The organism is Ruegeria sp. CF1 (assembly GCF_056537445.1).
Window position 1 is genome coordinate 121,685 of sequence record NZ_JBQFRN010000009.1, and the last position, 17,292, is coordinate 138,976.

Consider the following 17,292-nt stretch of genomic DNA (forward strand, 5'->3'; position numbering starts at 1 on the left):
TTACCCGATATCGCAGGAGGCCAGGATGGCCATGTTCAGAATGTCATTTGCGGTCGAGACCGTCGAACAGATCTGGATCGGCTTGTCGACGCCGGACAGGATCGGGCCGATCACGGTGGCGCCGCCCATTTCCTGCATCAGTTTGGTCGAAATCGAGGCCGAGTGTCGTGCAGGAACAATCAGGATATTGGCTGGTCCGGTCAGTCGTTGGAACGGATAGGCTTCCTGCTGATCAACATTCAGGGCGACATCAACCGTCATCTCGCCTTCGTACTCGAAATCGACGCCGCGCTCATCCAGCACCGCCGGGGCGCGGTGCATCTTCTCAGCACGCTCAGACACCGGGTAACCGAAGGTCGAGAAACTGACAAAGGCCGCCCGGGGCTCTAGCCCCATGTGGCGCGCCACGGCTGCGGCGCGTTCAGCGATATTGGCCAGATCGTTCTCGTCCGGCCATTCATGCACCAGCGTATCACCAATCAAGACAATCCGTCCTTTGTGCAGCAACGCGGTAACCCCAGCCGCGCCATGGGCGGCATCGGCGTCAAACACATGGTTGATACGGTCCAGCACGTGCGCCGACTTGCGTGTGGCCCCGGTCACCAGACCATCCGCATGACCATGCGCCAGCATCAGAGACGAAAACACATGCCGATCCCGTGCAGCGAGGCGGTGAATATCTTTGTGATCAAAGCCCTTACGCTGCAGGCGCTGATACAGAAAATCCTTATAGGCCTCGAGATGCGCGGTATTGGCGGCATTCACCACATCAATTTCACGCACCGCGTCCCCAAGACCAGCGGATTCGAGCTTTACCTTTACGTCGTCTGGCCGGCCCACAACCAGAGCCTTACCAAAGCCCGAGCGTTGGTACATTACGGCCGCGCGCAATACGCGCGGATCGTCTCCCTCGGCAAAGATCATCCGGCTTTGCGCCTGACGCGCCCGCGCGTTCAAGCCGCGCAGGATGCTGGCCGTCGGGTCCATGCGGGATTTCAGGCTCAGCTCATAAGCGTCCATATCGATGATCGGACGTCGCGCCGCGCCGGTATCCATACCAGCCTTGGCAACCGCAGGCGGGATACGGTGGATCAGGCGCGGATCAAAAGGCGTTGGAATGATGTAGTCGCGCCCAAAAGTCAGCGACTTGCCATAGGCCATGGCAACCTCATCCGGAACATCTTCACGTGCCAATCGCGCCAGAGCATGGGCGCAGGCGATTTTCATCTCGTCATTGATCGCACGGGCATGAATATCCAGCGCACCGCGGAACAGGTAAGGAAAACCCAGAACGTTATTCACCTGATTCGGATAATCGCTACGGCCCGTCGCGACGATCGCATCAACGCGCACCTCGTGCGCCTCTTCCGGGGTGATTTCCGGGTCAGGGTTCGCCATGGCGAAAATCACCGGATTGTCAGCCATGCTGGCGACCATGTCTTGTGTCACCGCCCCTTTGACCGACACGCCCAGAAATACATCCGCATCCTTCATGGCCTCTTCCAAAGTGCGAAGATCAGTCGTGATGGCATGGGCCGACTTCCACTGGTTCATGCCCTCGGTCCGGCCCTGATAAATCACGCCTTTGGTGTCGCAGACGATGCAATTCTCGTGCCGTGCACCCATGGCCTTGAGCAGTTCGATACAGGCAATTCCTGCAGCGCCTGCCCCGTTCAGGACGATTTTTACATCTTCGATCTTTTTGCCCGAGATGTGCAATGCGTTAAGCAGGCCCGCCGCACAAATCACTGCTGTGCCATGCTGGTCATCGTGGAAGACCGGGATATCCATCTCTTCCTTCAGGCGTTGTTCGATGATGAAACACTCGGGCGCTTTGATGTCCTCAAGGTTAATTCCGCCAAAGGTCGGGCCCATCAGGCGCACAGCGCGACAGAACTCGTCCGGGTCTTCGGTATCCAGCTCGATATCGATCGAGTTCACATCAGCGAACCGCTTGAACAGGACCGATTTGCCTTCCATCACCGGTTTTGAGCCCAGCGCACCCAGATTTCCAAGGCCCAGAACGGCGGTACCGTTCGAGATCACGGCAACAAGATTGCCTTTGTTTGTATAGTCATACGCCGTCTCTGGTGCTTCAGCGATGGCTTCACAGGGAACCGCAACGCCAGGGCTGTAAGCTAGCGAAAGATCGCGCTGCGTGGTCATGGGTACGGTGGCCTGCACCTCCCACTTGCCGGGGGTCGGGTCGAGGTGAAAGGCCAGCGCCTCTTCTTTGGTGATCTTCGCTTTGGGCATCTTACAGGTCGTTTCCATGACTTTGGGGCTTTTGCCTCATAACGCAGGCGGGGCCGCGCCTCAACGAGAATGAGTTTTCACCTTTTACTGAAGATGCGGGATTTGTAAGGTCGCGCCCGGAACACGCCAGAAGGGGGCCGAATTTGTCCACAGTCACGCCGATGATGGCGCAGTACCTTGAGATCAAAGAGGCTCATGCAGATGCCCTGCTGTTTTATCGCATGGGTGACTTCTACGAGATGTTCTTCGAGGATGCGGTGAACGCGGCTGAGGCGTTGGATATCGCGCTGACCAAGCGCGGCAAACACAATGGCGACGATATCCCGATGTGCGGCGTGCCGGTGCATTCTGCCGAGGGCTACTTGCTGACCTTGATCCGCAAAGGATTCCGCGTCGCGGTCTGCGAGCAGATGGAAAGCCCGGCGGAAGCCAAGAAAAGAGGCTCTAAATCGGTGGTAAAGCGCGGTGTTGTGCGTCTGGTGACGCCCGGCACACTGACCGAAGATGCCCTACTAGAGGCGCGGCGGCACAACTTTCTGGCCGCCTATGCCGAGGTTCGGGACGAAGCTGCGCTGGCCTGGGCCGATATCTCAACCGGTGCGTTTCACGTGATGCCGCTGACGTCAATCCGGTTGAGCCCTGAACTCGCTCGGCTGGCCCCATCTGAGCTGATCGTAGCCGATGGGTCCGAGGAAAAGCTGCATGAAACCGTCATGGACCTTGGCATATCGCTTACGCCTGTCGGGCGCGCCAGTTTTGACAGCGCTGCAGCCGAGAAACGCATCTGCGGGTTGTTTCACGTGGGCGCTCTGGATGCATTCGGGAACTTCGGGCGCGCCGAGGTTTCGGCCATGGGCGCGCTGATCGAATATCTGGAGATCACGCAAAAGGGCAAACTGCCCCTGCTGCAAACTCCCCTGAAGGAATCCGAGGATCGCGTGGTTCAGATCGACGCCGCAACGCGACGCAATCTGGAACTGACCCGGTCGCTGTCTGGTGGGCGCACCGGGTCGCTGCTGTCCGTGGTCGACCGAACAGTAACGCCAGGTGGCGCAAGACTTCTGGAACAGCGACTGTCCAGCCCCTCGCGTAATCTGGATGTGATCCACGCCCGACTGGACGCAGTATCTTTAGCGGTCGAAGATAACCTGATCGCCTCAGATCTGCGCGAAGCTTTACGCAAAACACCCGATCTGGATCGCGCTCTGTCTCGTCTTTCGCTGGATCGAGGCGGCCCGCGTGATCTGGCCGCTATCCGCAATGGATTGGAACAAGCCGCAACAATCGCCGAAACCTGTGCCTCACAGGATCTGCCTGTTCTGCTGGCCACTGCCGTCCAGAACCTTGTCGGATTTGACGATCTGTTGGCTTTGCTGGACGAAGCATTGGTTGCCGATCCACCCTTGCTGGCCCGCGATGGCGGCTTTATCGCCCCCGGGTTTGATACCGAATTGGACGAAGCGCGCACCTTGCGTGACGAAGGCCGTTCGGTCATCGCAGGTTTCCAACAGAAATACGCGGAGCATACCGGCATCACGTCACTGAAGATCAAACACAACAATGTGCTTGGCTACTTCATCGAGACCACGGCAACCCATGCCGAGAAAATGTTGAACACGCCATTTAGCGAGACTTATATCCACCGCCAAACCACCGCCAATCAGGTGCGCTTCACCACAGTGGAGCTGTCCGAGATCGAAACAAAGATTCTGAATGCCGGAAATCTCGCGTTAGAGATCGAAAAACGGCTCTATCAAAGGCTTTCTGGGGCTATTCTGGATATTGCCGCACGGCTAAATCAGGCCGCGCGCGGGATGGCTGAGCTGGATTTAACCACTGCACTCGCCGATCTGGCTCGCGGCGAAAGCTGGTGCCGTCCAAAGGTCGACGGGTCACGCGCATTCGACATCAAAGGAGGCCGTCACCCGGTGGTCGAGCATGCCCTGAGGCAGCAAAGCGGCGATGCTTTCATCGCCAACGACTGCGATCTGAGCGCCGATGCAGGCGCTGCAATTTGGTTGCTCACCGGTCCCAACATGGCCGGTAAATCAACCTTCCTGCGCCAGAATGCGCTGATCGCCCTACTGGCGCAGATGGGCAGCTATGTTCCGGCGGAACAGGCGCAAATCGGATTAGTCAGTCAATTGTTCAGCCGCGTCGGAGCGTCAGACGATCTGGCGCGGGGCCGCTCGACCTTTATGGTCGAAATGGTCGAAACCGCAGCTATTCTGAATCAGGCCGACGACCGCGCGCTCGTAATCCTTGATGAGATCGGCCGAGGCACCGCGACCTACGACGGCCTTTCCATTGCCTGGGCCACATTGGAACACCTACACGCGGCAAACCAATGCCGCGCATTGTTCGCCACCCACTACCACGAATTAACTGCACTCGCTGGAAGTCTGAACGGTGTAGAAAACGCGACCGTTGCAGTCAAAGAATGGGAGGGTGAAGTCATCTTTCTGCATGAGGTACATAAAGGCGCTGCCGATCGGTCCTACGGCGTCCAGGTTGCACAATTGGCTGGCTTGCCCGCCTCGGTTGTGGACCGCGCCCGTATCGTGTTGGATCAATTAGAAAAAACCGAACGTGAAGGCGGTAAGCAGAAAGCACTGATCGACGATCTGCCCCTGTTTTCAGCTGCGCCGCCGCCTCCTCCTGCGCCAAAAACCTCGCCCGTTGCTGATATGCTGGAAACCATCCTTCCAGATGAACTCAGCCCCCGCGAAGCCTTGGACTTGATCTACAAACTGAAAGAGGCGGCCAGATCCTGACCGCCTCGAACCCGGTTGACCCAGGAACTGTTCAGCTTGCGGGCGTTGACGACACCCCAACCTGCGCCGGTCGCAACAACCTGTCGTGCAGCATGAAGCCTTCTGCCGACACCTGAATGATGTCGCCGGCCTTGGTTCCGGGCACCGGGGCCTCGAACATCGCCTCATGCACATTCGGATCGAACCTGTCCCCGACCTGAGGCGTAATCACCTCAATCCCATGCTTCTGGAACACATCCTTCAGCGCGCGCATGGTCAACTCGACACCTTCCAGCAAACCGGCGGCAACCTCTTTCTGCTCATCGGTTGCGGCCTCAAGCGCGCGTTTCATATTGTCGTAAACCGGAAGCATGTCGCGGGCCAGTTTTGACCCGCCATACTGTTCCGCATCCCGACGCGCCTTGTCGCCACGCTTGCGCGCATTTTCGGCATCGGCCAGCGCACGCATGAACTTGTCTTTGTAATCATCGCGCTCAGCACGCAGTTGATCGACCTCAAGCGCCTCATCGCTGATCTCAGCAAAATCCTCGGCAAACTCTTCCGCCTCGGCGGACATGATGTCGTCCAGAAAATCTTCGTTCTTGGGCTCTGCCATCTCTTACCCTCTAGCTCCGGTCGGAAATCAGCTTGCCGACCAGTTGCGCCGTATAATCCACGATTGGTACGATTCGCCCGTAATTCAGACGTGTGGGTCCAATGACCCCAACCGCACCGATTATCTTACGATCAGCGTTCATATATGGAGACACCACCAAAGAGGAACCCGAAAGTGAGAAAAGTTTGTTCTCAGAGCCAATAAAAATGCGCACACCTTCGCCTTCTTCGGTCAATTCAAGGAATTCGGCGATATCGCGTTTGCGTTCAAGGTCGTCAAACAGGGTGCGGATTCGATCAAGTTCTTCTGCCTGACCCGGCTCATTTAACAGATTCGCCCGCCCGCGCACGATCAGCCGGGCCGAGTCGCCGCCGTCCCCGTCCCAAGCGGCAATGCCGCTCTCGACCATCTCACGCGCCAGAACATCGATTTCCTGTTTCCGCGCATCGATCTGCGACAGCATCTGCCGCCGCACTTCGCCAAGCGTACGTCCTTCGATCAGTGCATTCAGGAAATTGGCTGCCTCGCGCATCGAACTGGGTGTTTGGCCAGGCGGAGGTGTAAACAGCCGATTTTCTACCTGCCCGTCCGAAAACACCAGAACCACCAAGGCCCGGTCATGCCCAAGCGAGACGAACTCGATATGCTTGATCTCGGCCTCATGCTTTGGCGTCAGAACCAGCGAAGCCCCTTGTGTCACGTGTGATAGCGCCGCGCCGACGCGATCGAGCATACCACCCACATCGCCTGCGTTAGAGCCTAGTGTTTCGTCCAGCTTCTGCCGATCATCCGCACCCAGATCGCCCATTTCCAGCAATCCGTCAACGAACATGCGCAGCCCCTGCTGTGTTGGAATTCGACCAGCGCTGACATGCGGACTGTCGAGCAAACCCAGAAATTCAAGATCCTGCATCACATTGCGTACGGTCGCAGCACTGACTTTCTCGGACAATGTGCGCGTCAGAGTCCGGCTGCCCACGGGTTCGCCGCTTTCCAGATAGCTTTCGACAATCAACCGGAACACCTCGCGCGACCGGTCATTCATCTCATCCAGAATTTTGCTTGCTTCGCTCATCGGCGGCCCTCTGCTGGATCGTCATTAAATCGCAGGCAAATGAAAGGTCAATCGGGCTTGCATCGTAACGCCGCAGGACGGTATCCCCAACCCAGCAGATAAAGGATTTCTCATGCGACCCTCAGGACGTGATCTAAACGAAATGCGCGCCGTTTCAATTGAAACGGGGTTCACCAAACATGCCGAAGGCTCTTGCCTGATCAAGATGGGCGACACGCATGTGCTGTGCACCGCCACAATTGAGGATCGGGTGCCGCCTTTTATAAAGGGCTCGGGCCTGGGCTGGGTCACCGCTGAATATGGCATGCTGCCCCGCGCGACCAATACGCGGATGCGGCGCGAGGCTGCCAGCGGCAAGCAAGGCGGACGCACCGTGGAAATCCAGCGCCTTATCGGCCGCGCTTTGCGCGCCGGTGTAGACCGGGTTGCCTTGGGAGAACGGCAGATCACTGTTGACTGCGATGTCATTCAAGCCGACGGCGGCACCCGCTGTGCCTCGATCACTGGCGGTTGGGTGGCGCTGCGTCTGGCTGTGAACAAGCTGATGAAAACAGGCGATGTGATCTCTGACCCTTTATTAGACCCTGTTGCCGCCGTTTCATGCGGAATTTATGCCGGTCAGCCCGTGCTAGATCTGGACTATCCCGAAGATAGCGAAGCTGGCGTTGACGGCAATTTCATCATGACCGGCTCGGGCAAGCTGATCGAAGTGCAGATGAGCGCCGAAGGATCCGTTTTCAGCCGCGCGCAAATGGATCAACTGATGGACCTGGCCGAGAAAGGCGTGGGTGAACTTGCTGCTGCCCAGAAAGCTGCAACCGCATGACTCGCAGGTTCGAAGGTGATCGACTGCTGGTCGCCACCCACAACAAAGGCAAGCTCGAGGAGATGGCGCATCTGCTTGAGCCCTTTGGCGTAACGGTTGTCGGCGCGGGCGAAATGAACCTGCCCGAACCGGAAGAGACCGAGGACACTTTCGTCGGTAACGCCCGGATCAAGGCCCACGCAGCTGCAAAGGCGACCGGCCTACCTGCCTTGTCGGACGATTCCGGGATCACCATCGATGCATTGGATGGCGCACCCGGTGTTTACACCGCCGATTGGGCCGAAACCAGCAGTGGCCGCGATTTCCTGATGGCGATGACTCGCGCCCATAATGAGCTAGAGGCGAAAGACGCCCCCCTCCCGCGTATGGCCCAGTTTCGCTGCACTCTGGTTCTGGCCTGGCCCGACGGGCATGACGAAGTGTTCGAGGGCGTCGCGCCCGGTCACCTGACTTGGCCGATCCGTGGCAAGGACGGGTTCGGCTATGACCCGATGTTTGTCCCTGAGGGGCACGACATTACCTTTGCCGAAATGGATCGATGGGAAAAGAACAAGATCAGCCATCGCGGGCGCGCGGTGGAGATGTTCGTGAAAGGCTGCTTTGGCGGATGATTGGCGAAACGGGGGCTTTGGCCTTTATGTGCATTGGCCCTTTTGCGAGGCCAAGTGCCCCTATTGCGATTTCAACAGCCACGTTTCCAAGAATATTAATCAAAAACAATGGCTTGAGTGTTATCTTAGTGAACTGAGCCGCTCGGCCATCGAAACTCCTGACCGGGTTTTGAACACAATCTTCTTTGGCGGCGGAACTCCATCACTGATGGCCCCCGAGACCGTCGCCACCATCATCGACAAGGCCCGCGCCCTTTGGCGATCGGCCAACGATATGGAAATCACGCTTGAGGCCAATCCAGGCTCGGTCGAGGCCGGGCGGTTCGCGGCCTATCATGATGCGGGCGTGAACCGCATCTCGATGGGTGTTCAGGCCTTGAACGACGATGACCTGCGTCGTCTGGGGCGCATTCACACGGTTGCCGAGGCTCGCGCTGCCTTCGATATCGCGCGCTCTTGCTTTGACCGTGTGAGCTTTGATCTGATCTATGCCCGCCAGCATCAAACTCTGGACGCCTGGCGTGCTGAGCTGACCGAAGCCCTATCGATGGCAGTTGATCACCTGTCGCTATACCAACTGACCATTGAGGAAGGCACGGCGTTTGGTGATCGCTATGCCCTGGGCAAGCTGCGCGGTTTGCCCGAGGATGACAACGCTGCGGATATGTATCTGGCGACGCAGGAAATCTGCGAAGCGCATGGGCTGCCTGCCTATGAGATCTCAAACCACGCCCGGCCCGGAGCGGAATCACGGCATAACCTCATCTATTGGCGCTATGGTGACTACATCGGTATTGGACCCGGCGCACACGGTCGGATCACCCTGGATCGCCGGAAATTCGCGACGGAAACTCATCTTTCACCAAACAAATGGCTGACGGCTGCCTCCAATGGGCACGGCGAAAGCAATCGGTTCGAGCTTAGCCAACGTGAACAAGCCTCAGAATACCTTATGATGTGTCTACGTTTGGTCGAGGGCCTAAATATAGACAGATACACTCTGCTTGCAGGTGAAGAGCTTTCGCATGACAAACTTGATTCGCTGATCGATCTGGGCATGCTAACCCTTGATCGCAATCAATTGCGCGCCACTTCAAACGGGCGCGCCGTGCTCAACGCGGTAATCCGAGAGCTGTTGGAGTAACAGATGCAATTTCTCTGGGCCGGATTGGGGTTATTATGCGTTGCGCTTGCCATGATCGGAGTCGCTATGCCGCTGCTGCCGACGGTGCCATTTCTTCTGTTGGCCGCGTTCTTTTTTGCTCGCTCATCGTCACGGCTGCATAACTGGTTGCTGAGCCATCGAACCTTTGGCCCCATGATCGTCGATTGGCAAAGCTCTGGCGCAATCAGACCCGGCGCAAAAAAGGCGGCCACCCTTTCGGTTGCCGCCGTATTTGGCTTATCGGTTCTACTGTCGGTTCCTTCTCACGTCCTGATCATTCAGGCCATTGTGCTCAGCGCTGTGATGCTCTTTATCTGGACCCGACCTAACGGCTGAGCTTTGCGCACAGATCATCCAACTGATCCAGGTTCTCATAAGCCAACACAACCTGCCCGGATTCAGATCCGGCCTTATGGTTGATCGTCACCTTCATCGCCAGAATCGCAGACAAATCCTTTTCAAGTGCTCGGGTGTCTGCGTCCTTCCCAGCATTCAGATTTCTGGATTTCGGAGCCGGCTTATCCGTCCCACCTTGCTGCTTTTTCACTAATGCCTCGGTCGCACGCACCGAAAGGCCCTCACGAACCACCTGTTTCGCCAGCTCCGATGGGTTTTCTGCCGTGATTAACGCCCTTGCATGACCGGCGGATAATTTTCCTTCTATTACAAGGGATTGCACGTCCAATGGGAGTGACAAAAGACGCAGCAGATTAGCGATATGGCTTCTGCTTTTACCAAGCGCTTCGGCCAGCTTTTCTTGCGTGTGACCAAATCGATCCATCAATTGCTTAAAGCCTGCCGCCTCTTCCACCGCGTTCAGATCTGCGCGCTGAATGTTCTCGATAATCGCGACCTCAAGCACTTCGGTGTCATCAAATTCGCGAACAATAACTGGAATATCATGCAGTTGCGCCATCTGCGCAGCACGCCAGCGCCGTTCACCCGCAACGATTTCGTATTGGCCGCCATCGATGCTGCGGACAATCAGCGGCTGGATAATACCCTTTTCCTTGACCGAGGCCGCAAGCTCATCCAATTGCTCTTGCGCGAAACGGCGGCGCGGCTGATCTGGGTTCGCCTGCAGTTTTTCGATCGGTACCGTGAGATCCGGACGGCGGGGTTCAGATACAATCCGACCGTCAGCTTCTGGTGCGACATCAGCCATCAACGCAGATAGCCCGCGACCTAATCCTCGGGGTTTTCCTTTCCTGGCATTCATGTTGCCCTCCTCACGGCCACTTAAATGGCTATCTTGTTGTTCTTGTGCATAACCTCTCGGGCCAAATGCCGGTACGCCATCGCCCCAAGCGAACCCGAATCATATTGCAGCACAGGAAGCGCGTAAGATGGTGCCTCGCTGACCCGCACATTTCTGGGTATCTTGGTTTTAAATACCATCTCACCCAGATTGTCACGCGCATCCTTTTCGACCTGACGGGACAAGTTGTTGCGGTTGTCATACATCGTTAACACAACACCTTCGATTCTGAGGTCAGGATTAGCGGTCTGACGAACCTCGCGAATGGTCAACATCAATTGTGACAGCCCTTCCAGCGCAAAGAACTCACTTTGCAATGGAACAAGGACGGAATGCGCTGCTACCATTGCGTTTACGGTGAGCAGGTTCAAGGACGGCGGACAATCAATCAGCACAAAGTCCAGATTGAAGGCATCAATTGCAGTCTGTCGAAGCGCGTCATGCAGCAAATAACTGCGCTTTTCATTCGAGATCAGCTCAATATCTGCCGAGCTGAGATCTACGGTCGCCGGAACCACAAAAAGATTACCGATCTCGGTCTCCTGCACCACAGCTTCCAATGGTGCATCGTCGAGAAGAAGATCATATGTCGTCCAGTCGCGATCTTCGACCCCTAGACCCGTAGAGGCATTTCCCTGAGGATCGAGATCGACCACAAGAACCTTGCATCCGGCCTCGGCCAATCCGGCTGCGAGATTGATCGCTGTAGTGGTTTTCCCGACCCCGCCCTTTTGATTGGCAACCGCGATAATCCGAGGCCCAGCAGGACGAGACAGATCAACCACGTGCAACTCCTTTGATTTTCAGGATAACGGCTTGGGGTTCTGTTGAACTCTTAATGGGTTCAGCCTCGAATTTCCATTCTTTGCGCGCATCTTCCAGCTCTTTTTTCCAGGTTGCGCCTTTTGGCAACAACGCTGTACCGTTTTTACTTAAATGCCTGTCACAAAATGACATTAGAGTGGTCAGATCAGCCAGAGCCCGAGCTGAAAGCACGTCCGCATGCAAGGGATCAATGGCTTCAATTCGACGAGAGATCACGGAACAATTGGCGCCACTCTCTCTGGTCACACTTCGAAGAAATGCGGATTTACGTTGGTCGCTTTCGACTAATGTGAAACGCGTTTCAGGTGCAAATTCAATTGCCATGATGGCGCAGACCATGCCAGGAAAGCCGCCTCCGCTGCCTAAATCCACCCAATGATCTACGCGATCTGCGTTCTGAAAAACTTGAATGGAATCTTTGATATGGCGAATCCAAATCTCTTCAAGACTATTTCTTGAAACCAGATTGATTTTTGGGTTCCATTTTTCAAGCAGAGATACATAGATCACCAGGCGTTCGAATGTTTCACGTGAAACATCCAGAGCCTCCGCAGAAACGGCGTTCTGATAACTCATGCTTTTCTGGCTTTCACATCGCGCCTGAGCTTCGCCAGGACGAGGGTTAAAGCCGCAGGTGTGACACCTTCAACCCGACTCGCCTGCGCAATATTCGCAGGCTTCGCCTGCGATAGCTTTTGCTTCATTTCATTCGACAGACCATCAAGCGCAAAATAATTGAAATCCCGAGGAATTTCATGCGCCTCATCGCGCTTCATTGCTTCGACATCCCGTTGTTGGCGCGCAATATAGTTTGCATACAACGCATCGCGCTCGACCTGACGGCGAATTTCATCGTCTGTATTCTGTAGATCGGGTTCGAGTAAAACCATGTCTTCAAACGATACTTCTGGAAAAGCAAGAACCGCCATTCCATCGCGCCGGTTTCCGTCCTGATTTATGCTGATACCAGCTTCGCGAATTTGCTTTGGCGTATATGTGGTCTCTGTCAGTTTGTTCTTTGCCTTTACAAGTTTTTCTGATTTCGCAGCAAAAACCTTGCGGCGGAGTTCACCCACACAGCCCAACTGCTCACCAATCGGAGTCAGTCTTTGATCTGCGTTGTCAGCACGAAGTGATAGGCGAAACTCTGCACGGGATGTGAACATCCGATAAGGCTCGGCAACGCCCCGAGTTGTCAAATCGTCAATCATCACGCCAATATAGCTGTCTGAGCGTGTAAAATGTATTGGCGCACGTCCCTGTGTTTCCAGAGCTGCATTCAAACCTGCAACGAGGCCTTGCGCGGCCGCTTCCTCATATCCTGTGGTCCCATTGATCTGTCCTGCAAGATATAGACCAGGAACATCGGGCACAGACAAAGACGCAGATAGAACGCGCGGGTCAACGTAGTCGTATTCAATCGCGTATCCGGGTTGTAGGATTACCGCGCTTTCCAATCCTACGATGGATTGGACATATTCGACTTGTACATCTTCGGGCAAAGACGTTGAAATCCCGTTTGGGTACACCGTATGATCCCGCACGCCTTCTGGTTCCAGAAATATCTGGTGTGACTCCTTTTCCGCAAATCGGACGATTTTGTCTTCGATTGAAGGGCAATATCTGGGACCAACACCATCAATATGACCTCCATACATTGCTGATCGCGATAGATTTTTCTCGATTATTCCGTGCGTCTGAGCATTGGTATGAGTTATTCCACAGGCGATTTGCGGCGCCGTCACCGCTTGGGACATGAATGAAAACAGTGTTGGCTCTGCATCGCCATCCTGTCGTTCAAGTATATCCCAATTTATGGTTCGTCCGTCCAACCTCGGTGGCGTACCTGTTTTTAGTCGTGCCGTAGGCAAATCAAAGGCATCAAGGCGTTCAGCCAGCCTGATCGATGGGCGATCCCCCAAGCGGCCACCTGGTTTTGAAACGTCCCCTATGTGGATCACGCCGCGCAGAAATGTACCCGACGTCAGGATAACTGTCTGCGCGGGGACCTCGGATTCATCTGCCAGTTTAACACCGGTGACGCGGTCGCCATCCATTAGGAAATCAACCACTTCCCCGGTAATCACCGACAGATTGTCTTGTTTTTGCGTTTCCCCCGCCATTGCTGCCCGATAAAGGGCTCGATCCGCCTGCGCCCTCGGCCCTTGAACGGCCGGTCCTTTACGCCGATTCAATAGACGAAACTGAATACCGGCACGGTCCGCCACGCGCCCCATTACGCCATCTAGTGCATCGATCTCGCGGACTAGATGCCCTTTGCCCAACCCACCTATTGCTGGATTGCAAGACATGACACCGATGTCCCGTTCGGAAAGAGTGACTAGTGCTGTGTTCGCACCCATCCGTGCTGCAGCATGTGCGGCTTCTGCACCTGCATGTCCGGCACCGATGACGACAACATCAAATTTCGAATGTTTCACGTGAAACACTCCCTATTTTCCCAGACAGAAACTTGCGAAGATTTCATCCAAAAGGGTCTCGACATCAATCCTGCCAACCAGAGACTCAAGCGACCGAATGGCCGTCCTTAGTTCTTCAGCAGCTATATCATACATATCTGGGCCTGATTCCAGAACAGCTTGCGCAGCGGCAAGAGAGTCAGCTGCTTTTGTCATCGCAACGCGATGGCGTTCCCGCGTTGCAATACCATGACTAGCAGTTTGGGCTATCAATACACGCGATATGTTGTCTATCAGCTGGTCAATCCCCTGCCCGGTTTTCCCTGATATGCCGCCGGCAGAAGGCCCACGTAGGTCAGATTTTGGCAGAACATGAATGTCTTCCGTCTGCCTCGGCACACCTAAGTGATCAGGGTCATCCGTCAGAAACACCCGCAAATCAGCGGCCTCTGCCCGCTTGCGCGCCAGTTCAATTCCAAGGTTTTCAACGTGATCTTCGGTCTGTCTCAAACCAGCCGTATCCAACAGCGTGACAGGCAGTCCGTCCAAATCCATGCGAACTTCGATTACATCGCGGGTTGTCCCGGCATATTCTGAGGTGATTGCGGCTTCCCGCCCCGCCAACGCATTCAGCAAGGTCGATTTTCCTGCGTTCGGAAGACCAACTATGGCGACCTCAAAGCCGGTGCGAATGCGCTCGGCGATCCGAACACCTTTGGCTTCTTGGGTCAATTCGGCCATCACACCAGAGATCAACGTCCGAACCTCAGGTGATACATCTGTCGGCACCTCTTCATCAGCAAAATCAATCACGGCTTCCAACAAGGAGGCCGCGCGGATCAGATCACGCCGCCAACTTTCTGCCAATGTGCCCAAAGCACCAGCCAAAATCGTCTGTGCTTGTTTCCGTTGTGCTTCGGTTTCTGCATCAATCAGATCAGCAAGGCCTTCGACCTGCGCCAGATCCATCTTGCCGTTTTCCAGTGCACGACGCGTGAACTCACCAGGTTCGGCCAGCCGAAGATCGTCCATATCCGAAAGAGAGGTCAGCACAGCGTTGACTGACGCCATACTTCCGTGAATCTGAAGCTCGGCCACGTCTTCGCCGGTAAAGCTGGACGGGGCCTGAAACGTCAGAACCAAGCCCTCATCCAACCGCGATCCATCCGACGCGCAGAGTGTTCGTACTGTCATTCCACGCCTTGGCAGGCCCCCGCCAGACAACTCATTGGCGGAGGCATATGCCTGCGGACCAGAAAGCCTGATCACAGCCACGCCTGCTTTGCCCTGGGCGCTGGCCAGGGCGAATATCGTATCCATTGATAGCCCCCGCGTCAGTGCCAGCACCTTGTCAGGTGTTCATTGAATCGAAGAACTCGCCGTTCGTCTTAGTTTGTTTCAACTTCGACAACAGGAACTCGATTGCATCTGTTGTGCCCATCGGATTGAGGATGCGGCGCAGAACGAATGTCTTGGCCAAATCGCCCTTGTCGACCAGCAGATCCTCTTTCCGGGTGCCGGATTTGAGGATGTCGATTGCCGGGAACACGCGTTTGTCTGCAATCTTACGATCCAGAACGATTTCCGAGTTACCAGTGCCCTTGAATTCTTCGAAGATCACTTCGTCCATGCGGCTGCCGGTATCGATCAGGGCGGTGGCGATGATGGTCAGCGAACCACCTTCTTCGATGTTCCGCGCAGCACCAAAGAAGCGCTTGGGCCGTTGCAGGGCATTTGCATCCACACCACCGGTCAGAACTTTACCCGAAGATGGCACCACAGTGTTGAATGCCCTACCAAGTCTTGTTATCGAATCGAGTAGAATAACAACATCTCGTTTATGTTCGACCAGGCGCTTAGCCTTTTCGATGACCATTTCCGACACGGCCACGTGGCGAGTCGCGGGTTCATCAAAGGTCGAAGACACAACTTCACCCTTCACCGAGCGTTGCATGTCAGTCACCTCTTCCGGGCGTTCGTCGATCAGCAGGACAATCAGATAACACTCCGGGTGGTTCTGTTCGATGGAATGCGCGATGTTCTGCAGGATCACCGTCTTACCAGTCCGCGGCGGTGCCACGATCAGCGATCGCTGACCTTTACCAATCGGCGAAACCAAATCGATCACGCGAGCAGACTTGTCCTTGATGGTCGGATCTTCGATTTCCATCTTTAGACGCTCATCCGGATACAGAGGCGTCAGGTTGTCGAACAGAATCTTGTGTTTGGCCTTGTCCGGATTTTCAAAGTTGATCTTGGTGACGTTGGTCAGCGCAAAGTAACGCTCGTTTTCATCGGGCGCTTTGATCTCACCTTCAACCGTATCTCCGGTGCGCAGCGAATGCTTGCGGATCATATCAGGCGAAACATAGATGTCATCCGGTCCGGGTAGATAGTTCGCCTCGGGCGAGCGCAGAAACCCGAACCCGTCTTGTAGAACCTCCAGCACGCCGTCGCCGCCGATGGTCCAGCCCTCATCCGCACGTTCGCGCAGAATCTGAAACATCATCTCGCCCTTGCGCATGGTTGAGGCGTTTTCGACCTCAAGCTCCTCGGCCATGGCCAGAAGGTCTTTGGGGCTTTTGGCCTTCAGATCGGCCAGATTCAGGGATTCAGTTGTCATGATGATACGAACCTCGGCCGCTTGGATCGCGGCACCAGAGTGGAATTTCAGAACGGAAGATACCTCGCCCGGACGGGCGCGTTACGCGTTAGATAAGCGCTTACCTAAGAAGAGTCAAACAGGCCCTCAGAACTTCACAACGACCGCTAGAACGATAACAACCATTAAAACGGTCGGAACCTCATTCATCATGCGGTACTGCCGCCCAGTCAGCTTATTTCGCCCCTCAGCAAAGTCCTTGCGCCGAGCCATAAGCCAATGGTGAAACCATGTCATGCCGATCACTGCTGCGCCTTTGACCCACGGCCAGCTCCAATCCCATCCGACAATACCAGGCGTGAAAACCATGATCAGCCCGCAAATCCAGGCCACGACCATTGCGGGGCGCATGATCACACGCAGCAGCTTTTCTTCCATTTCAAAGAAAATCTGTTGCGCACCCTCTACGGCTTGCGCCTTTTCAACGTGATACACGAACAATCTGGGCAGATAGAATAAACCAGCCATCCATGAAATCACGGCCATGATGTGCAGCGATTTCACCCAAGGGTATATTGCGAAAAGAATATCGGTCATTGGGTATTCCGGGCTTACCTGAACCCCTCCTAATAAAAAAAATAAGAAAGAAAAAGGATGATGGTTTTGTAGGGAGGTCAAATTCGGTGGATTACTTTTTTGTCCTGCCTTTTTCCCCAGGTGGAAAAAGTGAAGCACATCGGCGCAGAATCTGTTGATCAAGTAAAAAAATGATTAATAACAATAAATTATGAGATAAAAGTTCAGGCTGAATTGTGGATAACCATTGGAACAATCCGGGACGGGATGCTTATCCGAGTATTCCAACTTATCCTTGTCCCGTCTGGA

General features: G+C 55.2%; 15 protein-coding genes. 5 read left to right on the forward strand and 10 right to left on the reverse strand.

The window, feature by feature from the left end; translation table 11 throughout:
* On the reverse strand, positions 1–2,256 hold the full coding sequence (locus ACRZ96_RS15805; protein WP_170664236.1) for an NADP-dependent malic enzyme: 2,256 nt from the start codon (positions 2,254–2,256) through the stop codon (positions 1–3).
* Positions 2,257–2,417: 161 nt separating this feature from the next.
* Between ACRZ96_RS15805 and mutS the strand changes: the two genes are divergently transcribed.
* Positions 2,418–5,030, forward strand: coding sequence for a DNA mismatch repair protein MutS (gene mutS, locus ACRZ96_RS15810; protein WP_480814834.1), 2,613 nt, complete (start codon positions 2,418–2,420; stop codon positions 5,028–5,030).
* Positions 5,031–5,061: 31 nt separating this feature from the next.
* On the opposite strand, the gene ACRZ96_RS15815 is transcribed toward mutS, so the two are convergent.
* Both ACRZ96_RS15815 and hrcA read right to left on the reverse strand, forming a co-directional pair.
* Positions 5,062–5,625 carry a nucleotide exchange factor GrpE gene (locus ACRZ96_RS15815; RefSeq protein ID WP_170399405.1) on the reverse strand — a complete coding sequence of 188 codons (564 nt, stop codon included), beginning with the start codon at positions 5,623–5,625 and terminating at the stop codon, positions 5,062–5,064.
* Positions 5,626–5,635: 10 nt separating this feature from the next.
* A complete protein-coding gene (gene hrcA / locus ACRZ96_RS15820) occupies positions 5,636–6,700 on the reverse strand; it encodes a heat-inducible transcriptional repressor HrcA (RefSeq protein WP_170399408.1) in 1,065 nt (354 codons plus the stop codon).
* Between the two features lie 112 nt (positions 6,701–6,812).
* Between hrcA and rph the strand changes: the two genes are divergently transcribed.
* The 4 genes from rph to ACRZ96_RS15840 are packed head-to-tail and all read left to right on the forward strand — an operon-like array spanning position 6,813 to position 9,638.
* A complete protein-coding gene (rph, locus tag ACRZ96_RS15825; protein WP_170399411.1) occupies positions 6,813–7,526 on the forward strand; it encodes a ribonuclease PH in 714 nt (237 codons plus the stop codon).
* Complete coding sequence (gene rdgB, locus ACRZ96_RS15830; protein ID WP_480707504.1) at positions 7,523–8,137, forward strand: RdgB/HAM1 family non-canonical purine NTP pyrophosphatase; 615 nt, start codon at positions 7,523–7,525, stop codon at positions 8,135–8,137. The genes rph and rdgB overlap by 4 nt, the downstream gene beginning before the upstream one ends.
* Entirely contained in the window at positions 8,127–9,281 is a 1,155-nt protein-coding gene (hemW, locus tag ACRZ96_RS15835) for a radical SAM family heme chaperone HemW (RefSeq protein ID WP_480571637.1), read from the forward strand. Before rdgB ends, hemW begins: the two co-directional genes overlap by 11 nt.
* 3 nt (positions 9,282–9,284) lie before the next feature.
* Positions 9,285–9,638, forward strand: coding sequence for a YbaN family protein (locus ACRZ96_RS15840; RefSeq protein WP_480707503.1), 354 nt, complete (start codon positions 9,285–9,287; stop codon positions 9,636–9,638).
* On the opposite strand, the gene ACRZ96_RS15845 is transcribed toward ACRZ96_RS15840, so the two are convergent.
* The 7 genes from ACRZ96_RS15845 to hemJ form a co-directional block, all read right to left on the reverse strand.
* Positions 9,628–10,521 (reverse strand): ParB/RepB/Spo0J family partition protein, encoded by an 894-nt coding sequence (locus ACRZ96_RS15845; protein ID WP_170399423.1) that lies wholly within the window; start codon positions 10,519–10,521, stop codon positions 9,628–9,630. The genes ACRZ96_RS15840 and ACRZ96_RS15845 overlap by 11 nt on opposite strands.
* A 20-nt stretch (positions 10,522–10,541) precedes the next feature.
* On the reverse strand, positions 10,542–11,345 hold the full coding sequence (locus ACRZ96_RS15850) for an AAA family ATPase (protein ID WP_170466742.1): 804 nt from the start codon (positions 11,343–11,345) through the stop codon (positions 10,542–10,544).
* On the reverse strand, positions 11,338–11,961 hold the full coding sequence (rsmG, locus tag ACRZ96_RS15855; RefSeq protein ID WP_170515507.1) for a 16S rRNA (guanine(527)-N(7))-methyltransferase RsmG: 624 nt from the start codon (positions 11,959–11,961) through the stop codon (positions 11,338–11,340). Before rsmG ends, ACRZ96_RS15850 begins: the two co-directional genes overlap by 8 nt.
* A complete protein-coding gene (gene mnmG, locus ACRZ96_RS15860; RefSeq protein WP_480707501.1) occupies positions 11,958–13,826 on the reverse strand; it encodes a tRNA uridine-5-carboxymethylaminomethyl(34) synthesis enzyme MnmG in 1,869 nt (622 codons plus the stop codon). Before mnmG ends, rsmG begins: the two co-directional genes overlap by 4 nt.
* A 12-nt stretch (positions 13,827–13,838) precedes the next feature.
* Entirely contained in the window at positions 13,839–15,125 is a 1,287-nt protein-coding gene (gene mnmE / locus ACRZ96_RS15865) for a tRNA uridine-5-carboxymethylaminomethyl(34) synthesis GTPase MnmE (RefSeq protein WP_480707499.1), read from the reverse strand.
* A gap of 31 nt (positions 15,126–15,156) precedes the next feature.
* Positions 15,157–16,428, reverse strand: coding sequence for a transcription termination factor Rho (gene rho, locus ACRZ96_RS15870; protein ID WP_170399438.1), 1,272 nt, complete (start codon positions 16,426–16,428; stop codon positions 15,157–15,159).
* 126 nt (positions 16,429–16,554) lie between these two features.
* Complete coding sequence (gene hemJ / locus ACRZ96_RS15875; RefSeq protein WP_170408805.1) at positions 16,555–17,004, reverse strand: protoporphyrinogen oxidase HemJ; 450 nt, start codon at positions 17,002–17,004, stop codon at positions 16,555–16,557.
* Positions 17,005–17,292: the final 288 nt, after the last annotated feature.

Coding starts and splice junctions, on each gene's coding strand:
- ACRZ96_RS15805 (WP_170664236.1), bottom strand. CDS start 2,256: ATGCCCAAAGCGAAGATCACCAAAGAAGAGGCGCTGGCCTTTCACCTC.
- mutS (WP_480814834.1), top strand. CDS start 2,418: ATGATGGCGCAGTACCTTGAGATCAAAGAGGCTCATGCAGATGCCCTG.
- ACRZ96_RS15815 (WP_170399405.1), bottom strand. CDS start 5,625: ATGGCAGAGCCCAAGAACGAAGATTTTCTGGACGACATCATGTCCGCC.
- hrcA (WP_170399408.1), bottom strand. CDS start 6,700: ATGAGCGAAGCAAGCAAAATTCTGGATGAGATGAATGACCGGTCGCGC.
- rph (WP_170399411.1), top strand. CDS start 6,813: ATGCGACCCTCAGGACGTGATCTAAACGAAATGCGCGCCGTTTCAATT.
- rdgB (WP_480707504.1), top strand. CDS start 7,523: ATGACTCGCAGGTTCGAAGGTGATCGACTGCTGGTCGCCACCCACAAC.
- ACRZ96_RS15840 (WP_480707503.1), top strand. CDS start 9,285: ATGCAATTTCTCTGGGCCGGATTGGGGTTATTATGCGTTGCGCTTGCC.
- ACRZ96_RS15845 (WP_170399423.1), bottom strand. CDS start 10,521: ATGAATGCCAGGAAAGGAAAACCCCGAGGATTAGGTCGCGGGCTATCT.
- rsmG (WP_170515507.1), bottom strand. CDS start 11,961: ATGAGTTATCAGAACGCCGTTTCTGCGGAGGCTCTGGATGTTTCACGT.
- mnmE (WP_480707499.1), bottom strand. CDS start 15,125: ATGGATACGATATTCGCCCTGGCCAGCGCCCAGGGCAAAGCAGGCGTG.
- rho (WP_170399438.1), bottom strand. CDS start 16,428: ATGACAACTGAATCCCTGAATCTGGCCGATCTGAAGGCCAAAAGCCCC.
- hemJ (WP_170408805.1), bottom strand. CDS start 17,004: ATGACCGATATTCTTTTCGCAATATACCCTTGGGTGAAATCGCTGCAC.